This is a genomic window from Aeromicrobium sp. HA, from assembly GCF_027171405.1.
GTDB classification, from domain to species: Bacteria; Actinomycetota; Actinomycetes; order Propionibacteriales; family Nocardioidaceae; genus Aeromicrobium; species Aeromicrobium tamlense.
The window spans coordinates 1,247,875-1,269,939 of sequence record NZ_CP114372.1 but is presented as its reverse complement, the minus strand read 5'-3'; the positions used below and the strand labels follow the sequence as shown (position 1 = coordinate 1,269,939).

At 68.4% G+C, this 22,065-nt stretch carries 17 protein-coding genes and 2 rRNA genes; 7 read left to right on the top strand and 12 right to left on the bottom strand.

Annotation, left to right across the window (positions count from 1 at the left end; translation table 11 throughout):
* Positions 1-46 precede the first annotated feature (46 nt).
* The 3 genes from O3S82_RS06210 to tyrS all read right to left on the bottom strand — a co-directional run bounded on the left by O3S82_RS06210 (position 47) and on the right by tyrS (position 6,777).
* A 23S ribosomal RNA gene (locus O3S82_RS06210) occupies positions 47-3,153 on the bottom strand.
* A gap of 349 nt (positions 3,154-3,502) precedes the next feature.
* A 16S ribosomal RNA gene (locus tag O3S82_RS06205) occupies positions 3,503-5,021 on the bottom strand.
* Together the 16S and 23S rRNA genes form the textbook arrangement of a ribosomal RNA operon.
* A gap of 499 nt (positions 5,022-5,520) precedes the next feature.
* Positions 5,521-6,777 carry a tyrosine--tRNA ligase gene (gene tyrS, locus O3S82_RS06200; RefSeq protein WP_269306375.1) on the bottom strand — a complete coding sequence of 419 codons (1,257 nt, stop codon included), beginning with the start codon at positions 6,775-6,777 and terminating at the stop codon, positions 5,521-5,523.
* 50 nt (positions 6,778-6,827) lie between these two features.
* Between tyrS and O3S82_RS06195 the strand changes: the two genes are divergently transcribed.
* On the top strand, positions 6,828-8,048 hold the full coding sequence (locus O3S82_RS06195) for a hypothetical protein (RefSeq protein WP_269306373.1): 1,221 nt from the start codon (positions 6,828-6,830) through the stop codon (positions 8,046-8,048).
* On the opposite strand, the gene O3S82_RS06190 is transcribed toward O3S82_RS06195, so the two are convergent.
* Positions 8,038-8,418, bottom strand: coding sequence for a universal stress protein (locus tag O3S82_RS06190; RefSeq protein WP_179425258.1), 381 nt, complete (start codon positions 8,416-8,418; stop codon positions 8,038-8,040). The genes O3S82_RS06195 and O3S82_RS06190 overlap by 11 nt on opposite strands.
* Positions 8,419-8,482: 64 nt before the next feature.
* Between O3S82_RS06190 and O3S82_RS06185 the strand changes: the two genes are divergently transcribed.
* The 3 genes from O3S82_RS06185 (at position 8,483) to O3S82_RS06175 (ending at position 11,631) form a co-directional block, all read left to right on the top strand.
* Positions 8,483-9,142, top strand: a complete 660-nt coding sequence (locus O3S82_RS06185; RefSeq protein ID WP_269306371.1) for a DsbA family oxidoreductase — start codon at positions 8,483-8,485, stop codon at positions 9,140-9,142.
* 125 nt (positions 9,143-9,267) lie between these two features.
* Complete coding sequence (locus O3S82_RS06180) at positions 9,268-10,374, top strand: acyltransferase (protein ID WP_269306368.1); 1,107 nt, start codon at positions 9,268-9,270, stop codon at positions 10,372-10,374.
* 66 nt (positions 10,375-10,440) lie between these two features.
* Positions 10,441-11,631 (top strand): SGNH/GDSL hydrolase family protein, encoded by a 1,191-nt coding sequence (locus O3S82_RS06175; RefSeq protein ID WP_269306366.1) that lies wholly within the window; start codon positions 10,441-10,443, stop codon positions 11,629-11,631.
* A 13-nt stretch (positions 11,632-11,644) separates the two neighbouring features.
* Here O3S82_RS06175 and O3S82_RS06170 read toward each other — a convergent pair whose 3' ends face one another.
* The 5 genes from O3S82_RS06170 to O3S82_RS06150 all read right to left on the bottom strand — a co-directional run bounded on the left by O3S82_RS06170 (position 11,645) and on the right by O3S82_RS06150 (position 15,737).
* On the bottom strand, positions 11,645-12,193 hold the full coding sequence (locus tag O3S82_RS06170) for a DNA-3-methyladenine glycosylase (protein ID WP_179425266.1): 549 nt from the start codon (positions 12,191-12,193) through the stop codon (positions 11,645-11,647).
* 80 nt (positions 12,194-12,273) lie between these two features.
* Positions 12,274-12,681 (bottom strand): universal stress protein, encoded by a 408-nt coding sequence (locus O3S82_RS06165; protein WP_269306363.1) that lies wholly within the window; start codon positions 12,679-12,681, stop codon positions 12,274-12,276.
* Positions 12,682-12,694: 13 nt separating this feature from the next.
* On the bottom strand, positions 12,695-14,224 hold the full coding sequence (locus O3S82_RS06160) for a tripartite tricarboxylate transporter permease (RefSeq protein WP_179425270.1): 1,530 nt from the start codon (positions 14,222-14,224) through the stop codon (positions 12,695-12,697).
* The gene (locus O3S82_RS06155; RefSeq protein ID WP_269306361.1) at positions 14,224-14,733 is read right to left on the bottom strand and encodes a tripartite tricarboxylate transporter TctB family protein; all 510 of its coding nucleotides are present in this window, start codon (positions 14,731-14,733) and stop codon (positions 14,224-14,226) included. The genes O3S82_RS06160 and O3S82_RS06155 overlap by 1 nt, the downstream gene beginning before the upstream one ends.
* Positions 14,730-15,737 (bottom strand): Bug family tripartite tricarboxylate transporter substrate binding protein, encoded by a 1,008-nt coding sequence (locus O3S82_RS06150; RefSeq protein WP_269306359.1) that lies wholly within the window; start codon positions 15,735-15,737, stop codon positions 14,730-14,732. The genes O3S82_RS06155 and O3S82_RS06150 overlap by 4 nt, the downstream gene beginning before the upstream one ends.
* Before the next feature lie 93 nt (positions 15,738-15,830).
* Here O3S82_RS06150 and O3S82_RS06145 point away from each other — a divergent pair, with 93 nt between their 5' ends.
* Genes O3S82_RS06145 through O3S82_RS06135 form a run of 3 tightly spaced genes read left to right on the top strand, consistent with a single transcriptional unit; the run spans position 15,831 to position 19,095 of the window.
* Positions 15,831-17,432 (top strand): sensor histidine kinase, encoded by a 1,602-nt coding sequence (locus O3S82_RS06145; RefSeq protein ID WP_269306357.1) that lies wholly within the window; start codon positions 15,831-15,833, stop codon positions 17,430-17,432.
* Positions 17,429-18,091 (top strand): response regulator, encoded by a 663-nt coding sequence (locus tag O3S82_RS06140; RefSeq protein WP_179425278.1) that lies wholly within the window; start codon positions 17,429-17,431, stop codon positions 18,089-18,091. The genes O3S82_RS06145 and O3S82_RS06140 overlap by 4 nt, the downstream gene beginning before the upstream one ends.
* Before the next feature lie 47 nt (positions 18,092-18,138).
* Positions 18,139-19,095, top strand: coding sequence for a DUF2804 domain-containing protein (locus O3S82_RS06135; protein WP_269306355.1), 957 nt, complete (start codon positions 18,139-18,141; stop codon positions 19,093-19,095).
* A gap of 88 nt (positions 19,096-19,183) precedes the next feature.
* Here O3S82_RS06135 and argH read toward each other — a convergent pair whose 3' ends face one another.
* The 3 genes from argH to argF are packed head-to-tail and all read right to left on the bottom strand — an operon-like array spanning position 19,184 to position 22,057.
* Entirely contained in the window at positions 19,184-20,635 is a 1,452-nt protein-coding gene (argH, locus tag O3S82_RS06130; RefSeq protein ID WP_269306353.1) for an argininosuccinate lyase, read from the bottom strand.
* Positions 20,628-21,137 (bottom strand): arginine repressor, encoded by a 510-nt coding sequence (locus tag O3S82_RS06125; protein ID WP_269306351.1) that lies wholly within the window; start codon positions 21,135-21,137, stop codon positions 20,628-20,630. The genes argH and O3S82_RS06125 overlap by 8 nt, the downstream gene beginning before the upstream one ends.
* Positions 21,134-22,057: an ornithine carbamoyltransferase gene (gene argF / locus O3S82_RS06120; RefSeq protein ID WP_269306349.1), complete on the bottom strand. Its 924-nt coding sequence runs from the start codon at positions 22,055-22,057 to the stop codon at positions 21,134-21,136. The genes O3S82_RS06125 and argF overlap by 4 nt, the downstream gene beginning before the upstream one ends.
* Positions 22,058-22,065: the final 8 nt, after the last annotated feature.

The window sequence follows — 22,065 nt, the reverse complement described above, 5'->3', positions numbered from 1 at the left end:
GATCATATCTCGGGAACCTCACAGTGGACGCGTGGCGGTCTTTGTAAGAAACAAGCCCTCGGCCTATTAGTACCGGTCAGCTCCATGCATTGCTGCACTTCTACTTCCGGCCTATCAACCCAGTGGTCTGCTGGGGGCCTTACCTCCTCGAGGGAGTGGGAAACCTCATCTTGAAACATGCTTCCCGCTTAGATGCTTTCAGCGGTTATCACTTCCGAACGTAGCCAACCAGCCGTGCTCTTGGCAGAACAACTGGCACACCAGAGGTTCGTCCACCCCGGTCCTCTCGTACTAGGGGCAGCCTTTCTCAAGTTTCCTACGCGCGCGGCGGATAGGGACCGAACTGTCTCACGACGTTCTAAACCCAGCTCGCGTGCCGCTTTAATGGGCGAACAGCCCAACCCTTGGGACCTGCTACGGCCCCAGGATGCGACGAGCCGACATCGAGGTGCCAAACCATCCCGTCGATATGGACTCTTGGGGAAGATCAGCCTGTTATCCCCGGGGTACCTTTTATCCGTTGAGCGACGCCGCTTCCACATGCCAGCGCCGGATCACTAGTTCCGACTTTCGTCCCTGCTCGAGCTGTCACTCTCACAGTCAAGCTCCCTTGTGCACTTACACTCGAAACCTGATTGCCAACCAGGCTGAGGGAACCTTTGAGCGCCTCCGTTACATTTTAGGAGGCAACCGCCCCAGTTAAACTACCCATCAGGCACTGTCCCTGATCCGGATAACGGACCTAGGTTAGATATCTAGTACGACCAGAGTGGTATTTCAACGATGACTCCACTCGAACTGGCGTCCGAGCTTCACAGTCTCCCACCTATCCTACACAAGTCGAACCAAACACCAATACCAAACTATAGTAAAGGTCCCGGGGTCTTTCCGTCCTGCCGCGCGTAACGAGCATCTTTACTCGTAGTGCAATTTCGCCGAGTTCATGGTTGAGACAGCGCCCAAGTCGTTACTCCATTCGTGCAGGTCGGAACTTACCCGACAAGGAATTTCGCTACCTTAGGATGGTTATAGTTACCACCGCCGTTTACTGGGGCTTAAGTTCTGTGCTTCGCTTGCGCTAACACGTCCCCTTAACCTTCCAGCACCGGGCAGGAGTCAGTCCATATACGGCGTCTTTCGACTTAGCATGGACCTGTGTTTTTAGTAAACAGTCGCTTGGGCCTGGTCTCTGCGGCCTTCAACGCTTCTCGGAGCAAGTCCGATGACGCATCCGGCCCCCCTTCTCCCGAAGTTACGGGGGCATTTTGCCGAGTTCCTTAACCATGATTCTCTCGATCACCTTAGTATTCTCTACTTGACCACCTGAGTCGGTTTGGGGTACGGGCGGCTCTGAATCTCGCTAGATGCTTTTCTCGGCAGCATAGGATCACTCACACTCCACTACGTGGGTGGCATCGGCTCTCAGGCATATGAGTGACGGATTTGCCTATCACTCGCCCTACGACCTTACCCGTGGACTACCATCGCCACGGTTGAGCTACCTTCCTGCGTCACACCATTGCTTGCCTACTACCAGATCGGGTCATGCGCTCTGCCGCACCGTGGTCTCCGAAGAGACGGTAGGTACGGTTTCGGGCACTTAGCATCACTGGATTCAGCATGGGCGATTCAACGCCGGTACGGGAATATCAACCCGTTGTCCATCGACTACGCCTGTCGGCCTCGCCTTAGGTCCCGACTTACCCAGGGAAGATTAGCTTGACCCTGGAACCCTTGGTCATTCGGTGGAAGAGTTTCTCACTCTTCATTCGCTACTCATGCCTGCATTCTCACTCGTGTCGCATCCACGGCTGGGTTACCCCGCCGCTTCGCTCGCGACACGACGCTCCCCTACCGATCCACACGGCTGGACCACGAAGGCCTACCTCATGTGTGAATCCCATAGCTTCGGTGGATTGCTTGAGCCCCGCTAAATTGTCGGCGCGGAATTACTTGACCAGTGAGCTATTACGCACTCTTTCAAGGGTGGCTGCTTCTAAGCCAACCTCCTGGTTGTCTCTGCGACTCCACATCCTTTTCCACTTAGCAATCGCTTTGGGACCTTAGCTGATGGTCTGGGCTGTTTCCCTCTCGACTACGGAGCTTATCCCCCGCAGTCTCACTGCTGCGCTCTCACTTACCGGCATTCGGAGTTTGGTTGAGTTCAGTAAGCTTGTAGGCCCCCTAGCCCATCCAGTGCTCTACCTCCGGCAAGAAACACGCAACGCTGCACCTAAATGCATTTCGGGGAGAACCAGCTATCACGGAGTTTGATTGGCCTTTCACCCCTATCCACAGCTCATCCCCCCAGTTTTTAACCTAGGTGGGTTCGGTCCTCCACGCGGTCTTACCCGCGCTTCAACCTGGCCATGGATAGATCACTCCGCTTCGGGTCTAGATCGTGCAACTCAAGCGCCCTATTCGGACTCGCTTTCGCTACGGCTACGGCACTCGCCTTAACCTTGCTACACAACGCTAACTCGCAGGCTCATTCTTCAAAAGGCACGCTGTCACAGTTCACAAGGAACCGCTCCAACGGATTGTATGCACACGGTTTCAGGTACTATTTCACTCCCCTCCCGGGGTACTTTTCACCTTTCCCTCACGGTACTAGTCCGCTATCGGTCATCGAGGAGTATTTAGGCTTAGCGGGTGGTCCCGCCAGATTCACACCGAATTTCAGGGGTTCGGTGTTACTCGGGATGACGCACAAGAGCCATGAGCTTACGGTTACGGGGATCTCACCCTCTGTGTCGCGACTTTCCAGTCAGCTTCACCTTCACTCATGGTTTATGACTCTTCGACTGTCCGGCAGAACAGTCAGTGCGGTCCCACAACCCCCTGGATGCAACGCCCGCCGGCTATCACACACCCAAGGTTTGGCCTCTTCCGGTTTCGCTCGCCACTACTACCGGAATCACTGTTGTTTTCTCTTCCTGTGGGTACTGAGATGTTTCACTTCCCCACGTTCCCTCCAAACGCCCTATGTGTTCAGGCGCAGGTACTCAGACTTTCCTCTGAGTGGGTTTCCCCATTCGGACATCCCCGGATCACAGCTCGGTTGTCAACTCCCCGGGGCTTTTCGCAGACTCCAACGTCCTTCATCGGCTCTCGATGCCAAGGCATCCACCATGTGCACTTAGTAGCTTGTTGTTACTACAAAGATGCTCGCGTCCACTGTGAAGTTCTCAAAATACGATCGGTCCCGTACCCGGTTCCCCGCCTGCCCCACCCCACAGGGTCGGATGGTTCGAGGAGATGTACGGTCCGAGAGATCCAGCAAGAGATGCTGATCCCTCAGGACCCAACAGTGTGCCTGAGCTGCCACCCACCACCAGGACCGAGGTTCCACGCCCACCCCAAAAGGAGAGCAGTACTGACGGCCCGAGACGGGCAGCAAGTCAAATAATCGACGATCCACTAGTGAGCTGGACCCGCGTCAGACATTCGCTGACGAACGGTGTCCGCCTGGACCAGACAAAGCTGGCCAGATGCTCCTTAGAAAGGAGGTGATCCAGCCGCACCTTCCGGTACGGCTACCTTGTTACGACTTCGTCCCAATCGCCAGCCCCACCTTCGACGGCTCCCTCCACAAGGGTTGGGCCACCGGCTTCGGGTGTTGCCGACTTTCATGACGTGACGGGCGGTGTGTACAAGGCCCGGGAACGTATTCACCGCAGCGTTGCTGATCTGCGATTACTAGCGACTCCGACTTCATGGGGTCGAGTTGCAGACCCCAATCCGAACTGAGACCGGCTTTTTGGGATTCGCTCCACCTCGCGGTTTCGCAGCCCTTTGTACCGGCCATTGTAGCATGCTTGAAGCCCTGGACATAAGGGGCATGAAGACTTGACGTCATCCCCACCTTCCTCCGAGTTGACCCCGGCAGTCTCCTATGAGTCCCCACCATGACGTGCTGGCAACATAGGACGAGGGTTGCGCTCGTTGCGGGACTTAACCCAACATCTCACGACACGAGCTGACGACAGCCATGCACCACCTGTATACCGACCACAAGGGGGCGCCTATCTCTAGGCGTTTCCGGCATATGTCAAACCCAGGTAAGGTTCTTCGCGTTGCATCGAATTAATCAGCATGCTCCGCCGCTTGTGCGGGCCCCCGTCAATTCCTTTGAGTTTTAGCCTTGCGGCCGTACTCCCCAGGCGGGGCGCTTAATGCGTTAGCTGCGGCACGGAGACCGTGGAAGGTCCCCACACCTAGCGCCCAACGTTTACGGCATGGACTACCAGGGTATCTAATCCTGTTCGCTCCCCATGCTTTCGCTCCTCAGCGTCAGGTAATGCCCAGAGAACCGCCTTCGCCACCGGTGTTCCTCCTGATATCTGCGCATTCCACCGCTACACCAGGAATTCCGTTCTCCCCTGCATACCTCTAGTTTGCCCGTATCGTAAGCACGCTCAGGGTTGAGCCCTGAGTTTTCACTCCCGACGCGACAAACCGCCTACGAGCCCTTTACGCCCAATAATTCCGGACAACGCTCGGACCCTACGTATTACCGCGGCTGCTGGCACGTAGTTGGCCGGTCCTTCTTCTGCAGGTACCGTCACTTTCGCTTCGTCCCTGCTGAAAGAGGTTTACAACCCGAAGGCCGTCATCCCTCACGCGGCGTTGCTGGATCAGGCTTTCGCCCATTGTCCAATATTCCCCACTGCTGCCTCCCGTAGGAGTCTGGGCCGTGTCTCAGTCCCAGTGTGGCCGATCACCCTCTCAGGCCGGCTACCCGTCGTCGCCTTGGTGAGCCGTTACCTCACCAACAAGCTGATAGGCCGCGAGTCCATCCCACTCCGCCGGAGCTTTCCACCACCAGAAGATGCCTTCGATGGTCATATTCGGCATTAGCCAGCGTTTCCACTGGTTATTCCGAAGAATGGGGCAGGTTACTCACGTGTTACTCACCCGTTCGCCGCTCGTGTACCCCCGAAGGGGCCTTACCGCTCGACTTGCATGTGTTAAGCACGCCGCCAGCGTTCGTCCTGAGCCAGGATCAAACTCTCCGTTGAAAAAATCCCACAACCTCCGAAGAGATCACGGTCAACAACTAGACAGTTCAACACTGACAAGATCTGACTGCTGGACAGTCATTAATTGTCGGAATTGTCCCTGCAACCCTGCGCGAAACCAACCGAAGCCGGAATCCTTCAGAGTCGCCGGGGTACTGATAAAAAAATTCGTCGACTTTTGACACACTGTTGAGTTCTCAAGGATCAGACGCGCACCCACAACCACACCGTCACCGGCACAACCACAGGGGCTCATCCACATTACATCGCCGTTTTCCACCACGTCAAACCCAGCTCGGTCACGATGCCAGCGCAACGTTTTCCCGCGGCCAGTTTCCGGCTCCCCACAGGGCTCCTGGCGTTAACCGCTTCGGTCTGCGCTTCCCGTTCCCCCGCCGTGCGGAGCAACAAGAAGAACATTACACACACGTCTCCCGTGGGCGCAAACCGGGGGGTGGGTGTGCCGGGTCACACCTGCAATTCCAGTCGTTTCGGGCGGTCACACGACCTGGACCCCCGAAACCGACCGCTTGCCCTTGCGCAGCACCACCCACGACCCGTGGAGCAGGTGCTCGGCCCCCAGCTCCAGCTCGGGGTCGTCGACCCGCTGGTTGTTCACGTAGGCGCCACCGTCGCCGATCGCGCGACGAGCCGCCGACTTGGAATCGGCGAGGCCGGACGAGATCAGCGCCTCCACCAGCGGGGTGCCGGACGGGACCTCGACGGCTCCTGCCTCACGCAGCGCGGCCGCGAGCGTGGACTCGGGCAGGTCCCCCAGGTCACCCCGCCCGAAGAGCGCGCCCGAGGCCAGCTCGGCGGCTCGGGTCTCGTCCTCCCCGTGCACGAGCGTCGTGAGCTCGGCCGCGAGCCGGCGCTGCGCGGCGCGGGCACCCGGGCGCTCGGAGTGCTCCGCCATCAGCGCGTCGATCTCCTCGACGGGCAAGAACGTGAACTGCTTGAGGTACTCCCCCACCTTGGAGTCCTCGGCCTGGATCCAGGACTGGTAGAAGGCGTAGGGGCTCATCAGCTCGGGATCGAGCCAGATCGTGCCGCTCTCGGTCTTGCCGAACTTCGTGCCGTCGGCCTTGGTGATGAGCGGCGTCGACAGTGCGTGCACCCTGGCGCCCTCGGCACGGCGGATCAGCTCGACGCCACCGGTGAGGTTGCCCCACTGGTCGCTGCCGCCCGTCTGCAGCACCGCGCCGTGGCGGCGGAACAGCTCGAGGTAGTCCATCGACTGCAGCAGCACGTAGCTGAACTCGGTGTAGCTGATGCCCGACTCGAGCCTGCTGGCGACGACGTCGCGGGCCAGCATCCGGTTCACCGGGAAGTGCTTGCCGATGTCGCGCAGGAAGTCGAGCACGGACATCGGCTGCGTCCAGTCGAGGTTGTTGACCACCGTGGCGCCGTTGTCCCCGCCGAACTCGACGAAGCGCGAGACCTGGCCACGGATCCGCTCGACCCAGTCGGCGACCGTCTCCTTGGAGTTCATGATCCGCTCCCCCGACTCCTTCGGGTCGCCGATGAGGCCCGTGGAGCCGCCGACGAGGATCAGCGGCCGGTTGCCCGCGAGCTGGAGGCGACGCGCGGTCAGGAGCTGGAGCAGGTTGCCGACGTGGAGGCTCGGCGCGGTCGGGTCGAAGCCCACGTAGTAGGTGATCGGGCCCGCGTCGATCTCGGCCCGGAGGGCGTCGAGGTCGGTGGAGTGCGCGATGAGGCCGCGCGCCTGCAGGTCGTCGATCACGTGTGTAGTCACGCGTTCAAGGCTATCGGCGCGGAACGCCGGGGCCTCACTAGGCTTCGGGCGTGAACACCCCTGCCGAGACGCACGAGGTCGGGATCGTGGCCGTCCGCGCGGACGGCTCGACCATCGACGCGCGCGACCTCCTGGACTACCTGGACTCCGTGCGCATCGCAGGCGGCGTGATCGACGGGGCCCGTCTAGGCCAGCCGGAGGTGCACACGGTTCGCCTGGCGCTCGACGCGGACGAGCTCGTCCTGCGCAGCGACGACCTGCCGCCGAGCCTGCCCTGGCAGGGACTGGTCCGCTCACTGGTGCACCGGTTCGACACCGTGGCGCTGGTGGACGACGGCGTGGTGGATCGCGACGGCCGGCACCACACGGGTGGCGACCTTCCGGAGGAGCTCGATGAGCTCATGGGCACCGTGTGGGAGGCCGAGACCCACTCCCTGCCGCTCACGCTGGTCCACGTCGTCCGCACCGACCCGGACCTCGGCGGGGAGGCCCAGTCGATCGCCAACCGCGGCGACGCGACCGTGGAGGTCGCCGAGGTCGACGGGTTCACGCTGATCCACGACACGCTCAGCACAGACCCCGGGGTCGTCGTGGACGTGACGCTGCGGTCGCAGCTGCCTGCCGTGTCCTTCAGCCGGGAGGGAGACGGCCGTGGCGCGATCATCCGTGTCCGGCACGGCGGTCGCACCGTCGTGTGTCACGTGGACCGGGGCGTCCCTCCTGAGCTGACCGCGGGGCTCCACGATCCCGAGACGCGCGCCCTGCTGCGGGGTGGGGTGACCCTGTGGTTCCCCTCGCGGCGACGCCGATTCGACGACGCGCTCGTGGCGCGCCTCAAGGCCGCCGGGACGGGCGAGAAGTCCTTCGCGGCCGACGTCGCCGACGCCGTCGGCGTCCCGCTCTCCGCGGCGCTGTGGCTGGAGGAGGAGGCTCCACCCCCGGCCGTCACGGTCGTCGGCCCCCTCTCGAAGCGCGAGATGCTCGCGCGCGGGCTGAGAGGCGCCGCGGGCGACCTGCGCACCGAGCTCTCGCGGGAGGAGATCACGAAGGGGCCGCTCGGCGGCCTTCGCCGGTTCCTGATCGAGCACCCCGGCGCGTGCTTCGTCTACGGCCTGACCGAGCTCGCGCTGGCGGTGGTGTTCCTCACCGTCGCCGCGGACTGGGGCCTGTGGGCGCCGATCCGCTGGGTCGTGGCCATCTACTTCGCGGTCGACGGGCTGTTCAGCCTCGGGGTGGCCGCCGTGACGTGGCGGGGTCGCGTCAGGGCTTGACGGCGATGACGGGCATCGGGGCGTCGAGCAGGATCATCTGGGTGACGCGGCCCATGAGCATCTTGCCGACGGGCGTGCGCTTGCGGATGCCGATGACGAGGCGCTCGGCGCCGGCGTCGACGGCCTCGTCGATCACGACGTCCGAGACCGAGAGCGAGGCCGCGCGGCGGACCTCGTAGTCGATGCCCTCGAGGTCGAACCGCTCGGTGAACTCCGAGAGGTCGATCTCCTCGGGCTCGTCGAACTCGGGGTCGATCTCGCTGACCGTGATGATGACGAGCTTCTCGTCGTTGGCCTCGGCCTTGGCTGCGGCCCAGCGGACCGCAGCGCGCCCGTAGTCGTCGGGTCGGTAGGCGACGGCGATGGTCATGGTCCGAGCGTATCGCGCACCCGCGTCGGGAATGCCGCGACGGCTCCCCGGCGTTGGGACCGACGTGAACGACAACGCTGCACGTCCCGTCAAGGTCGACATCTGGTCCGACATCGCCTGCCCCTGGTGCTTCATCGGCAAGCGCCGCTTCGAGTCCGCCCTGCAGGACTTCGACGGCGAGGTCGAGGTCGAGTTCCACAGCTTCGAGCTGGCCCCGGACACGCCGGTCGACTTCGAGGGCAGCGAGGTCGACTTCCTCGCGCACCACAAGGGCATGGACGCCGGCCAGGTCGAGCAGATGCTGACGCAGATGACCGCGCTGGCCGCCGACGAGGGCCTGTCGTACGACTTCGAGGCGCTGCGCCACACCAAGACGCTGCTCGCGCACCAGGCGCTGCACTTCGCCAAGGAGCACGGCAAGCAGATCGAGCTCAAGGAGCGCCTGCTGTCGGCGTACTTCGAGCAGGGTCGCCACGTCGGCCGCGTGGATGAGCTCGTCGCGCTGGGCGCCGAGGTGGGACTGGACGCCGACGCGCTGCGTGAGGCCCTCGAGTCGGGTCGTCACGCCGACGACGTCGAGGCCGACATCGCCCAGGCGCGTGCCTACGGCATCTCGGGCGTCCCCTTCTTCGTGTTCGACGGCCGCCTCGGCGTGTCGGGCGCGCAGGCCCCCGAGACGTTCCGCCAGGTCCTCGACCGGGCCGTCGCGGAGGCCTCGGCGTGACCGGACCGTTCGAGATCGTGGGCGACGACGACGCGCCCGTGTGCGTCGACGGCGTCTGCGAGATCCCGCAGGCGAGCGACGGGGCACCCGAGGAGCAGGCGGAGCCCGGCCTCTAAGGTGCCGCCATGAGCACCACGGCCACGAGAGTCGCGCGCCGGCACGAGCTGGACCACCTGCGGGTGCTGGCGACCTTCGCGGTCATCCTGCTGCACACCGGGGCGATCGTCGTGGTGGTGTGGCGCGACTCGGCGCCCGAGCTGGTCTCGGCCTTCAACGTCGGCAACCTGGCCGACTCGCTGGGGCGCTTCGCGGTCAACTGCTTCTTCATGACGTCGGGGGCGCTGCTGCTCGACCCCGTCCGCCGCTTCGTGCTGCGGCCGCAGTTCCTGCGCGTCGCGCTCCCGACGCTGACGTGGATCGTGATCTACGGCCTCGCGAACGCGCTGCTGCGCGAGGACGGCGCGCGCGGCGTCAACGGCACCCTCACCGACCCCGGGGAGATGGGACTGACCGGTCTCGTGCGGGCGCTCCTGGGCGGCCCGGCCGCGTACCACCTGTGGTTCGTCTACGTCCTGCTCGGGATCTACCTCACGGTGCCGCTGCTGCGGGCCCTGACGGACCGTCCCGAGCCCCAGCGCCGCCAGCTGCTGACGTGGTTCCTCGTGCTGTGGCTCGTCGCCGACCTGCTGCCGCGGTGGGGCGCCTGGTTCCTCGGCGACCGCTTTCCCGCGCTCTACCCGTCACCGTTCGCGGCCCTGCCGACGGGCTACGTCGGCCTGTTCGTCCTCGGCTTCGTGATCAGCCACTACCGCGACCGGCTGCGGGTGCCGTACCTCGCGTGGCTCGCGCTGGCGGTGGCCGGCCTCGGGTGGACCTTCGTCGCCGTGTGGCAGGCGGCCAGCCACGGCGATCCCGACGTGTTCGCCGCCTACGACAATCTCAAGCCGCCGGTGCTGATGTACTCGATCGGCGTCTTCGCGCTCTTCGCCACGCGCAGCTGGGGACCCGGACCCGCGTGGCCGGCCGTCCGCCGGCTCTCCGAGCTGAGCTTCCGGATCTACCTCGTGCACGCGCTCGTCCTGCACACCCTGCGGGTCACGACCGACCTCGGCCCGCTCGTCGAGGACCGCCCCATCGTGGGGCTCCCGGTCATCTACGTCGCCACCGTCGTGATCTCGGTGGGCGTCTCCTGGGCGCTCGACCTCGTGAAGCCGCTGCGCCGCTGGATCTGACGGGGGACGGTGATACCGTCGCGGAGTTCGCGTGACGCAGGTCACATCGTCCTCGAGGAGTCCCCCGTGAAGTCCTTCCGTCGCTCGTCGGCCGTCGCCGCCTCCCTCGCCCTCCTGGCCGGCCTGGCCAGCGCGCTGCCCGCCTCCGCCGGCGAGCGCGCTCCTGCGTGGCACCATCCCGCGACCGGCGAGAAGTACGTCGCGATGGGCGACTCGTTCGTCGCCGGCCCCGGCATCCCCGAGCAGGTTCCCGGCGGCTGTGCCCGCAGCGACCACAACTTCCCCAGCCTCGTCGCCGCCGAGATCGGCGCGAGGAGCTTCACCGACGTGAGCTGCAGCTCGGCCACGACGGCGCACTACTGGAGCCCACAGACGACGCCCGCCGGCGACGTGCCGCCCCAGCTCGACGCGCTCACCCGCGACACCACGCTCGTGACGATCGGCACCATGGGCGGCAACGACGTGGGCCTGGTCGGCCTGGCCCAGACGTGCCTGATCCAGGGCTGCAGCACCCTGCCCACGCAGCCGTACCACGATGCGATCGACGGGCTCGCCGACACCTATCGGCGCGTCATCGCCGACGTCCGCAAGCGCTCACCGAAGGCGCAGATCGTCGCGGTCGGGTACGGGACCTACGTGCCGACCGAGACGTGCCCCGCGCTCTTCCGCGCGACCAACGCCGACCTCGCGTACCTGCAGTCGATGATCGACCGACTCAGCGACACCGTCGGACGCGTGGCGAAGGAGCAGAAGGTCGCCTTCGTCGACATGCGCGACATCGAGGGCTGGCAGGAGCACTCGGCCTGCGCCGCCCCGGCCGACCAGTGGATCCGTGGCCTCGAGGCCTACGGCGACGGCGCTCCGCTGCACCCGTCGACCGCCGGCATGGCCCAGATGGCCGACCAGGCCCTCGAGACGATCGAGCCGCTCGTGGCGGGTCGTCACGACTCGCGGCGCCGCCTCGGTCGCGCGGCCGGCACCCTGCGGCTGCACGCCGTCTGTCAGGGACCGGCGCGCAAGGCGCGGGTGACCCTGCGGGTGACCGGCGGGCAGGGCCTCGCCACGTCCACCACGTTCGGCATCGGGAGCCGCGTGGTCGGCACCGACACCCGCGCGCCCTTCGCGCTCACCCGGTCGGCCGCGTCGCTGCGCGGCCACGCCCACCGGGGCCCGGTGCGCGCCCAGGTGACCTTGCGGCACGGCAGCGTCGTCCGCACGACAGACCTGGCCACCAGCACGCCGAAGTGCCTGCGCTGAGCAGACGAGCGGGTCAGGCCCGGGGGTGCCGGCGATAGGCCGACACCGTCGGGTCGCCCGCGACCCAGAAGCGCCACGGCGCGTCGGCGTTGAGCCGGACGCCCACGCGAGGGCCGGCGACGATCTCGGGATCCTCGACCCGCTCCCCCAGTGACACCGGCTCGGGATCGAGCAGGTCGGTGCCGAGATCGGCGCTGGTGATCCCGAGCGCCTTCGTGAGGTTGCCGGGGCCGCGCGCCAGGGCGACGTCGGCCACGGGACCGCGGCGCTCGCGGGCGAGCTCGATCCCCTCGACGATCTCGGCGGCGCGGATGAGCACGGCGGCCGCCTTCTCGGTGGGTCCCGTGACGACGTTGGCCGCGTGATGGCCGTGGATCCGGTACACGTAGAGCCGCCACGCCGGTCCGTACATGATCTCCGAGCGCGGCGTGCGGACGTACGCGTGGGAGGCGGGGTCCTCGATGCCGCCGTAGGCCTCGACCTCGGTGATCCGCGCGACCACGCCGTGCCCGTGCAGCAGGCGGCCCAACAGGTCGCGGGCGCGCAGGGTGACCTCGGCCATGGGTCGTGGATCTCGCTTCCGGGACGGGAACAGGGACGGCGTCATCGTAGGCACGCCGCCGCGAGCCACCCCGAACCGGTTCAGACCGCGTCGGACTCCTCGTCCGGCTTGACCGCCAGGACGGGGCACGGCGCGTCGAGGATCACCCGCTGGGCGACGCTGCCCATCAGCGCCTTGCCCACCGGGCTGCGGTGCCGGACGCCGACCACGATGAGGCTGGCGCCCGACTCGGTCGCCGCGCGGACGACGCTCTCGGCGACGTCGCGCACGACCTCCTGGCGCACCTCGGCCCGGAGGCCGAGCGTCGCCAGCCGCACGCGCACCTGCGTGATCTCGTCCTCGTGCGCGAATCGCGTGTCCACGAGCGAGTCGCCGCGGGTGTCGTTGATCACGAGCAGGCCCTCGCTGCGCAGCGTCGCCTCGGCGGCGCCGTGGGCGAGCGCGGCTCGTCCGTACTGGTCGGGGCTGTAGGCCACCACGATCGTCATGTCGTCGTTCCTCTCAGATGTCGTCGCGGTCGGTGACCGCCGCGCGGTCGAGCATGCGGTCGATCTCGTCCGTGTCGTGCCCGCGGCGACGCCACGCCACGACCCCCATGACCACGGCGATCGCCGCCATGAGGACGTAGACCAGGACGGCCACCGGCTCGCTCCACAGGGTGCTCAGGTCACCCTGCGAGATGGCCAGGGCGGTGGTCAGCTGCTCCTCCAGGCGCGGCCCGAGGATCACACCGATGATGAGCGGCAGCACCGGGAGCCCGAAGCGCCGCATCGCGAAGCCGAGCAGGCCCAGCACCAGCAGGATGCCGAGGTCGAACGCCTGGAAGTTCACGCTGTACGCACCGAGCGCGGCGAAGAACAGGATGCCGGCGTAGAGGTACGGCCGCGGGATCTGCAGCAGCTTCGCCCAGATGGGCGCCATCGGCAGGTTCAGCACCAGCAGCAGCACGTTGGCGATGAACAAGCTGGCCAGCAGGGCCCACACGAGCTCGGGCTCGGCGTCCATCAGCTGCGGGCCGGGCTGGATGCCGTAGCTCTGGATCGCCAGCAGCATGACCGCGGCGGTCGCGGTGGTCGGCAGACCGATCGCCAGCAGCGGCACGAGCGTGCCCGCGGCCGACGCGTTGTTCGCCGCCTCCGGGCCGGCGACGCCCTCGATGGCGCCCTGGCCGAACTCCTCGGGGTGCTTCGTGAGGCGACGCTCGGTGATGTACGACAGGAACGTCGGGACCTCGGCGCCGCCGGCGGGCAGGGCGCCGAACGGGAAGCCGTACGCCGTGCCGCGCAGCCACGGCTTCCACGAGCGGCCCCAGTCGGCCCGGCTCATCCAGGGCTGCCCGACGGGGATGATCTCCAGCGGGCGGCGGCGCAGGTGGGCCGCGACCCACAGCGCCTCGCCGATGGCGAAGATCGCGACCGCGACGACCACGACGTCGATGCCGTCGGCGAGCTCGGGCCGGCCGAACGTGAGCCGGGCCTGACCCGTCTGGGAGCCGACCAGCGCGATCGTCAGGCCGAGGAAGAGCGAGGTGAAGCCGCGCAGCTTCGAGGAGCCCAGCACGGCCGTGACCGTGAAGAGCGCGAACAGCATGATCGCGAAGTACGACGGCGCACCGAGCTCGACCACGACGTCGGCGATCCTGGGCATCAGGACGACGAGCAGGATCGAGCCGATCGTGCCGGCGACGAACGAGCCGATCGCCGCGGTGGCGAGGGCCTGTGCCGCACGCCCGCGCTTGGCCATCTTGTTGCCCTCGAGCGCCGTGACGACCGATGAGGACTCTCCGGGGGTGTTCAGCAGGATCGACGTCGTCGAGCCGCCGTACATGCCGCCGTAGTAGATGCCGGCGAACATGATGAGCGCGCCCGCCGGTTCGACGTTGTAGGTGATCGGCAGCAGCAGCGCCACCGTCATCGCCGGGCCGATGCCCGGCAGCACGCCGACGGCCGTGCCCAGCAGCACGCCGATGACGGCGTACAGCAGGTTCTCGGGGGTCAGGGCGTTCGCGAAGCCCTCCAGCAGCAGCTCCATCAGAGCACTCCGTCCAGGACGCCCGCGGGGATCGGGATGCCGAGGCCGACGTAGAAGCCGTACCAGGTCAGCAGGGACAGGGCGATGCCCACGCCGACGTCGAGCAGCAGGCGCCGGCTGCCGAGGATGCGCGCCGAGGCGGCGAAGAGGAAGGCGCCCATGATCGCCCAGCCGAGCCAGTTGATCAGCGCCACGACGACGACGATCACGGCGACCAGCTGCAGCAGCGTGGTCCAGTCGAGACCGCCGGAGAGGTCGACGTCCTCGCCCTCCTCGGGCTGGGCGACGTCACCGCGCCACGTGGCGACGGCCATCAGGACGCCCAGGACGACGAGCACGCTGCCGATCGCGTAGGAGAACGCGTACGGCTGGACGGGCTGGTCGGCGAAGCCGGCGTCGAGCCCGAGCGCGTCGACGAGGACGACGATGCCGACGAGGGTGACGAAGACAGCGAGCCCGTACTGGGCCCGGTCCACCGTGCGTGCCGGTGGGTTCGTGGTGGCGGTCATGCGAGTCCCAGCTCCTCGAGGGTCGAGGCGACGCGGTCGTTCTGCTCCTCCAGGAAGGTGCCGAACTCGTCGCCCGTCGTGAAGTCGTCGATCCAGCCGTTGCGCTCGAGGGCCTCCTGCCACTCGGGCGTCTCGTGCATGGCGGTCAGCAGCTCGATGTACTCGGCGCGGGTCTCCTCGGAGATCCCCGGCGGCGCGAGCACGCCGCGCCAGTTGATGAAGCTGAAGTCGATGCCCTCCTCCTTGAGGGTGGGCGCGTCGACGGTCTCGAGCGGCTCCTCGCCGGAGACGGCGAGCACGCGCAGGGAGCCGTCCTCGATCTGGCCCTCGAACTCGCCGAGGCCGGACATGCCGACCTCGATCTTGGAGCCGAGGAGCGCCGTCGTGAGCGGTCCGCCGCCGTCGTACGTGATGTAGTTGACGTCCTTCGCGTCGATGCCGAGCTCGTCCGCGAGCTGCATCGGGAAGAGGTGGTCGGGTCCGCCCGGCGACGAGCCGCCGCCGATCGTGACGCTGCCGGGGTCCTTCTTCCAGGCGTCGACGAAGTCCTGGACCGTGCGGAACGGCGAGTCCTTCGGCACGAGGATGCCCTCGGGCTCGGACACCAGCTGCGCGATCGGCGTGGCCTTGTCGACGGTGGCGTCGGAGCCGTTCGTGAAGACCGACCCGACGACGCCGAGACCCATGGTCATCAGCAGGTCGTCGGCGCCGCGCTCGTTCATGAGTCGCTGCATCGCGACGGTGCCGCCGGCGCCGATGACGTTGGTGACCTCGAAGCGTCCGGTGAGCTCGTTCTCCTCCATCGCCCGCACACCGGCGCGACCCGTGAGGTCGTAGCCGCCACCCGGGCTGTTCGGGATCATCATGCGCAGGCGCCGGTTGGACGCGTCCTCGTCGTCGGCTCGCGTGACCCCGCAGCCGGCGAGCATCGCCAGCACCAGCGTCGCCACGAGTCCCACGCCCAGCGCGCGGCCACGGCGGCCGCTCGTTCCCCACCTGATCATCGGTCCTCCTCGTCGTGCTCCACCCCGATCATGCGGGCCCTTGTGGCGTGGGTCACGATTGCGGAACCAAAGGAGGTTCTGGTCATTGTGGTCATGCGGAACGTGTCGCCCGGACGGCGCCGGCTGACGCTCGCCGGGCAGGTGCTGCTGCTGCAGCTGGCGGTCGTCGCCGCCGTGCTGCTCGTCGTGGCGGTGATCTCGTTCCGGCAGAGCACGGCGGCCTTCACCGACGAGCGCGGCAGCGCGATGCGGTCGGTCGCGGAGTACCTCGCGGGCGGCGAGGTCGTCCGCACCGCGATCGACGAGCCCTCCGCCACCCGGACGCTCGCGCCGTTCGTCGAGCGGGCCGTCGCGCTGTCGGGCGCCACCGACGTGCTGGTGACCGACCCCGACGGCACCGTGATCGCCGCGGCCGAGCCGTCGGAGGTGGGCACCACGCTCGACCTCGGCGAGAGCCGCGTGGGCGAGGGACGCGGCTGGAGCGGCGACGTCGAGCACGACGGCCGGACCTACGTGACGGCGCACGCGCCCGTGATCGCCGACGACGGCACGCTCGTGGGCATCGCGGTCGCCGAGCAGGCCTACCCGTCGTGGTGGGACCGGATCGCGGACTCCTCCACCGACCTCGCGCCGTACCTCGGTCTCGGGGCCTTGCTGGGCGGACTCGGCACGTGGGCCGTCTCGCGGCTGCTGAAGCGTCGCACCCGCGGCCTCGCCGGCGACGAGATCGCCACGCTCGCCGACCACCGCTACGCCCTGCTGCACAGCATCCGCGAGGGCGTCGTCGCCGTGGACAACTCCGGCGTCGTGACCGTCATGAACGACGCCGCCCGGCGGCTGCTCGGCGTCACGGGGGACCCGGTCGGGCAGCCGCTCGACGCGCTGGGACTCGACGCCGCGCTGACCGAGGTGATCGGGGGCGACGCCGAGACCCGCGACGCCGTCGTCCTCACGGGCGACCGGGTGCTGGTGGTCAACCGGCGCGCGGCGTCCAGCCGGGGCCTGGGCATCGGCGGCGTCACGACGATGCGCGACCGCACCGACGTCGTCGAGGTCGAACAGCAGCTCAGCTCGAACCTCTCGATCACCGATGCGCTGCGCGCCCAGACGCACGAGTTCGCGAACCGTCTCCACACGATCTCCGGCCTCGTCGAGCTGGGCGAGTACGACGAGCTGGCGAGCCTGCTGGGCACGCTGACGCGCGAGCGGGCGGTGCTGGACGCGAGTCTGCGCGACGCGGTGCGCGACCCGGCCGTCGCCGCGCTGCTGGCCGCCAAGGTCAGCCAGGCGGCCGAGGCCGGACTGGACCTGCGGATCGACCCGTCCTCGCACGTGCCAGCCCTGGAGCCGGGCCTGGCCGCCGACCTCACCACCGTGCTGGGCAACCTCGTCGACAACGCCGTGGACGCCTGCCGCGGCGGCGCCGGGCGCGAGGTGGCCGTCCGCCTGACCGAGATCGATGGCACGATCGAGGTCGTGGTGAGCGACGACGGACCCGGCGTGCCGGACGATATCGCCGGATCGATCTTCTCGCGCGGCTTCTCGACGAAGCCCGAGGTCCTCGGCGGCCGCGGCATCGGGCTGCCGCTCGTGCGCCTCATCGCCACGCGTCGCGGGGGCTCGGCCACCCTCGACCCCGGCGGGCCGGGCGCCACGTTCCGGGTGCGTCTCCCCCTCGTGGGCGGCGCCGCATGATCCGCGTGCTCGTCGTCGACGACGACTTCATGGTGGCGCGGATCCACCAGCGGTTCGTCGAGCGCACCGACGGGTTCGAGATCGCCGGGACCGCCGGCACGGGAGCGGACGCGCTGAGCGCGGTGGCCGAGCTCCGCCCCGACCTGGTGCTGCTCGACGTCCACCTGCCCGACATGGACGGCATCGAGGTGCTGCGCGCGCTGCGCGCCTCGGGGCACGAGGTCGGCGTCATCATGGTGACCGCCGAGCGCGACGCCGACGTGGTCCGCGCGGCGCTGCTGGGTGGCGCGCAGCAGTACCTCGTGAAGCCGTTCGAGTACCCCGAGCTGGCCGACCGCCTGCGCGCCGTCGCGAAGTCGATCCGGTCGCTGCACACCGAGTCCGAGCCGGACCAGTCGGCGATCGACCGGGCGTTCGGGGGTGGGCCGGGCGGTCCGGCGCCGCTGGCGAAGGGCCTGAGCGCCGAGACGGCGGCGTCGGTGCTGGCTGCGCTGGAGGGTGCGGGCGAGGTCTCGGCGGCCGAGGCCGCCGAGCTGATCGGGCTCTCGAGGGTCAGCGCGCGGCGCTACCTCGAGCACTTCGTGAGCACCGGTCGCGCCACCGTCAGGCTCCGCTACGGCACCGCCGGACGGCCCGAGCGGCGCTACCTCCTCGACTGAACGGAGTCCCGCTCCCGGCCCGCCCTGCTGCCCCTAGGCTTCGGGGCATGTCCGAGATCGCCGAGCCCGTCGACCTCGCCGTCGGCCGCCGCCTCAACCCCGACGCCGTCGGCTGGACGCGACGCCCGCTGCACCGCACGGCCCTGCCCTGGACCGGCCGGGCGAAGCGCTGGGAGTACTGGGGCATCGTCACCCGCCGGTTCGTGCTGGGCCTGACGATCGCCGACCTCGACTACGCGAACCTCACGCAGGTCTACGCGTATGACCGGCTGCGCCGGCACGAGGTCAGCCTCGACACGACGAAGCTTGGGCCGCTGCGCCCGGGCCTGTCCGACGACCTCCCGCCGATCACCGTGTCGAGCGGACCGCTGACCTTCGCCGACCACGGCCGGGGCACGCGCATCAGCGTGCAATCCGAGCGGGTCACGGTCGCGTTGGAGGCCGAGGGCGGCGACGACGCGCTCGGGGTGGTCGTGCCGTGGAGCCCGCGGCGATTCCAGTACACGCTGAAGGACCCCGCCCGGCCGCTGAGCGGCACGATCGAGGTCGACGGCGAGCGCGAGGCCGTCGTGGCCGGCTGGGGCGTCCTCGACCGCGGCCGCGGCGTCTGGCCCTACCGGATGACGTGGAACTGGGGTGCCGGGAGCGGCGACGTGGGCGGCCGGCGCCTGGGCCTGCAGCTCGGTGGGAAGTGGACCGACGGGACCGGCCAGACCGAGAACGGCCTGTTCGTCGACGGCCGCCTGCACCACTGGATCGACGACCTCCAGTGGTCGTACGACCTCGAGGACCCCGCATCGCCGTGGACCGTCACAGGACCCGACGTCGAGGCCACCCTGACGCCGTTCCACCGCCGCGTCGCCACGACCCAGCTGGGCGTGATCGCGTCGCGTACCCACCAGGCCATCGGCCGCTGGTCGGGCTGGGCCCGCGGAGGCAAGGGCGTGGAGCACCGGCTCGACGGCCTGGTCGGCTGGGCCGAGGAGGCGCGCAACCGCTGGTGAGCGGACCGTGCGGGGTTTTCCGTCACGATGCGGGGAAGTTTCCCCGCAAGGTGAGGGATTCCCCTGTCAACAGGGGAATCCTCCACCCTCAGAGCCGCGAGCGGAGCTCCGCGAGCTGCTCGGTGACGCGGGCCTGGGCGGTGCCGCCGCGGCCGTCGCGCGAGGCGATCGAGCCGGCGAGCGTCAGCACCTCGCGCACTCCCCCGGGCTCGGACGCGCCCGACAGGTGCGGCGAGATCTGCGCGAAGTCGTCGTCGCTGAGGTCCCACAGCTCGATGCCGCGCTCCTCGCACGCACGGACGCACGCGCCCGAGAGCTCGTGCGCGACGCGGAACGGCACGCCCTGGCGGACGAGCCACTCGGCCACGTCGGTGGCCAGCGCGAAGCCCTGCGGCGCGAGCTCGGCCATCCGCGTGGTGTTGAACTCGAGCGTGGCCACCATGCCGGTGAACGCGGGCAGCAGGACCTCGAGCGTGTCGATCGAGTCGAAGACCGGCTCCTTGTCCTCCTGCAGGTCGCGGTTGTAGGCCAGCGGCAGCGCCTTGAGCGTGGCCAGCAGGCCCGACACGTTGCCGATCAGGCGGCCGGCCTTGCCGCGGGCGAGCTCGGCGATGTCGGGGTTCTTCTTCTGCGGCATGATGCTCGACCCGGTGGAGTACCCGTCGTGCAGCGTGACGAAGTCGAACTCCTTCGTGTTCCACAGGATGATCTCCTCGGCGAGCCGGGAGACGTCGACGCCGATCTGCGCCGCCACGAAGGCGAACTCGGCGACGAAGTCGCGCGCCGCCGTGCCGTCGATCGAGTTCGCGGCCGAGCCGGTGAAGCCGAGGTCGGCCGCGACCGCCTCGGGGTCGAGGCCCAGCGAGGAGCCCGCGAGCGCGCCCGAGCCGTAGGGCGACTCGGAGCCGACGCGGGCGTCCCATTCGCGCAGTCGGTCGAGGTCGCGCACGAGCGGCCAGGCGTGGGCCAGCAGGTGGTGCGAGAGCAGGACGGGCTGGGCGTGCTGGAGGTGTGTGCGGCCGGGCATCGGCGCGCCGAGGTGGCGCTCGGCCTGCCCGGCGATGGCCTCGACGAGCTCGCGCACGAGCGAGGCGACCTGGCGCGCGTGGTCACGCAGGTAGGCGCGGAAGAGCGTGGCGACCTGGTCGTTGCGCGAGCGGCCGGCCCGCAGCCGGCCCCCGAGGTCGGCGCCGAGGCGCTCCATCAGGCCTCGCTCGAGCGCGGAGTGGACGTCCTCGTCGCCCGGCTCGGGGCGGAAGGCGCCCGAGCGGACGTCGCCGTCGAGCGACGCGATGCCGTCCATCATGGCCGCGAGGTCGTCGTCGGTCAGCAGGCCCGCGGAGTGCAGCACGCGCGCGTGGGCGCGCGAGCCGGCCAGGTCGTAGGGCGCGAGCCGCCAGTCGAAGTGCGTCGAGCGCGAGAGCTCGGTCAGCTCGGGCGAGGGTCCGGACGCGAAGCGCCCGCCCCAGAGTCGCGAGTCGGCGGCCTCGACGTCGGTGGAGCCGGGCACGGCGGGCGTGAGGTCGGAGGAGTCAGTCATCGGTGGGCACCTTACGGGCGAGGGAGTTCAGGTGGGCGGCGAGGGCCTCGCCGCCGGCCGGGTCGCGCGAGATCAGCATGACCGTGTCGTCGCCGGCGATCGTGCCGAGCGTCTCGCTCATCTGCACGTGGTCGATCGCGGAGGCCAGGAACTGCGCGGCACCGGGCGGGGTGCGCAGCACCACGAGGTTCGCGGACGACTGCGCCGAGACGAGCAGCTCGCGCAGCAGGCGCTGCAGCCGGACCTGCGCCGCGGACGAGTCGGAGGCGGCCCGGGCGCTGCGGTCGCCGCCCTCGGCCGGAACCGCGTACACGAGGCTGCCGTCGCCCTGGCGGACGCGGACGGCGTCGAGCTCGTCGAGGTCGCGCGACACCGTGGACGCCGTCGCGGTGACCCCGCGCTCGCGCAGCAGGTCGACGAGCTCGCCCTGCGACCGCACGTCGCACGTGCCGAGCAGGTCGACGATGAGCGCCTGCCGGGACGCCTTGGTGCCGGGGATCATGACCGTTCCAGCAGCCAGGTCAGGACCGCCTTCTGGGCGTGGACGCGGTTCTCGGCCTCGTCCCACACCACGGACTGCGGTCCGTCGATGACGTCGGCGGCGATCTCGAGCCCCCGGTACGCCGGGAGGCAGTGGAGCACGATCGCCTCGGGGTCGGCCTTGGCCATGAGGTCCGCGGTGACCGAGTAGGCGCCGAACAGCGCGACGCGCTCGGCCTTCTCGTCCTCCTGGCCCATCGAGACCCACGTGTCGGTGATGACGACGTCGGCTCCGGCCACGGCGGCGGCCGGGTCGGCAGTGACCGCGACGGAGCCGCCCGTGCCGGCGGCGATCCGCTCGGCGTCGGCGACGATCGCGGGATCGGGCTGAAAGCCCTCGGGTGCGCCGACGCGGACGTGCATGCCCGCCGTGGCGCCGCCGAGGAGGTACGAGTGGCCCATGTTGTTGGCCCCGTCGCCCACGTAGGCGACCGTGAGCCCGGCGAGCGCGCCCTTGTGCTCGATCACCGTCAGCCAGTCCGCGAGGATCTGACACGGGTGGAAGTCGTCCGAGAGCGCGTTGACCACCGGGACGCCCGCGTGCTCGGCCATCTGCTCGAGGCCGTCCTGGGCGTAGGTGCGCCACACGACGGCGCTGGCCATGCGGCCCAGGACGCGCGCCGTGTCGGCGATCGGCTCGCCGCGACCCACCTGCGTGACGCCCGTGTCCATCACGACGGGATTGCCACCGAGGTCGGCGATGCCCACCGCGAACGACACGCGCGTGCGGGTGGACGACTTGTCGAACAGCACGACCACCGACTGGGGTCCCGCGAGCGGGCGGCGCGAGTACGGCTCGGCCTTCAGCTCGGCGGCGAGCGCCAGCACTTCAGCCTGTTCTTCGGGAGTCAGGTCGTCGTCCCGCAGGAAATGCCGGGTCATGATCCCAC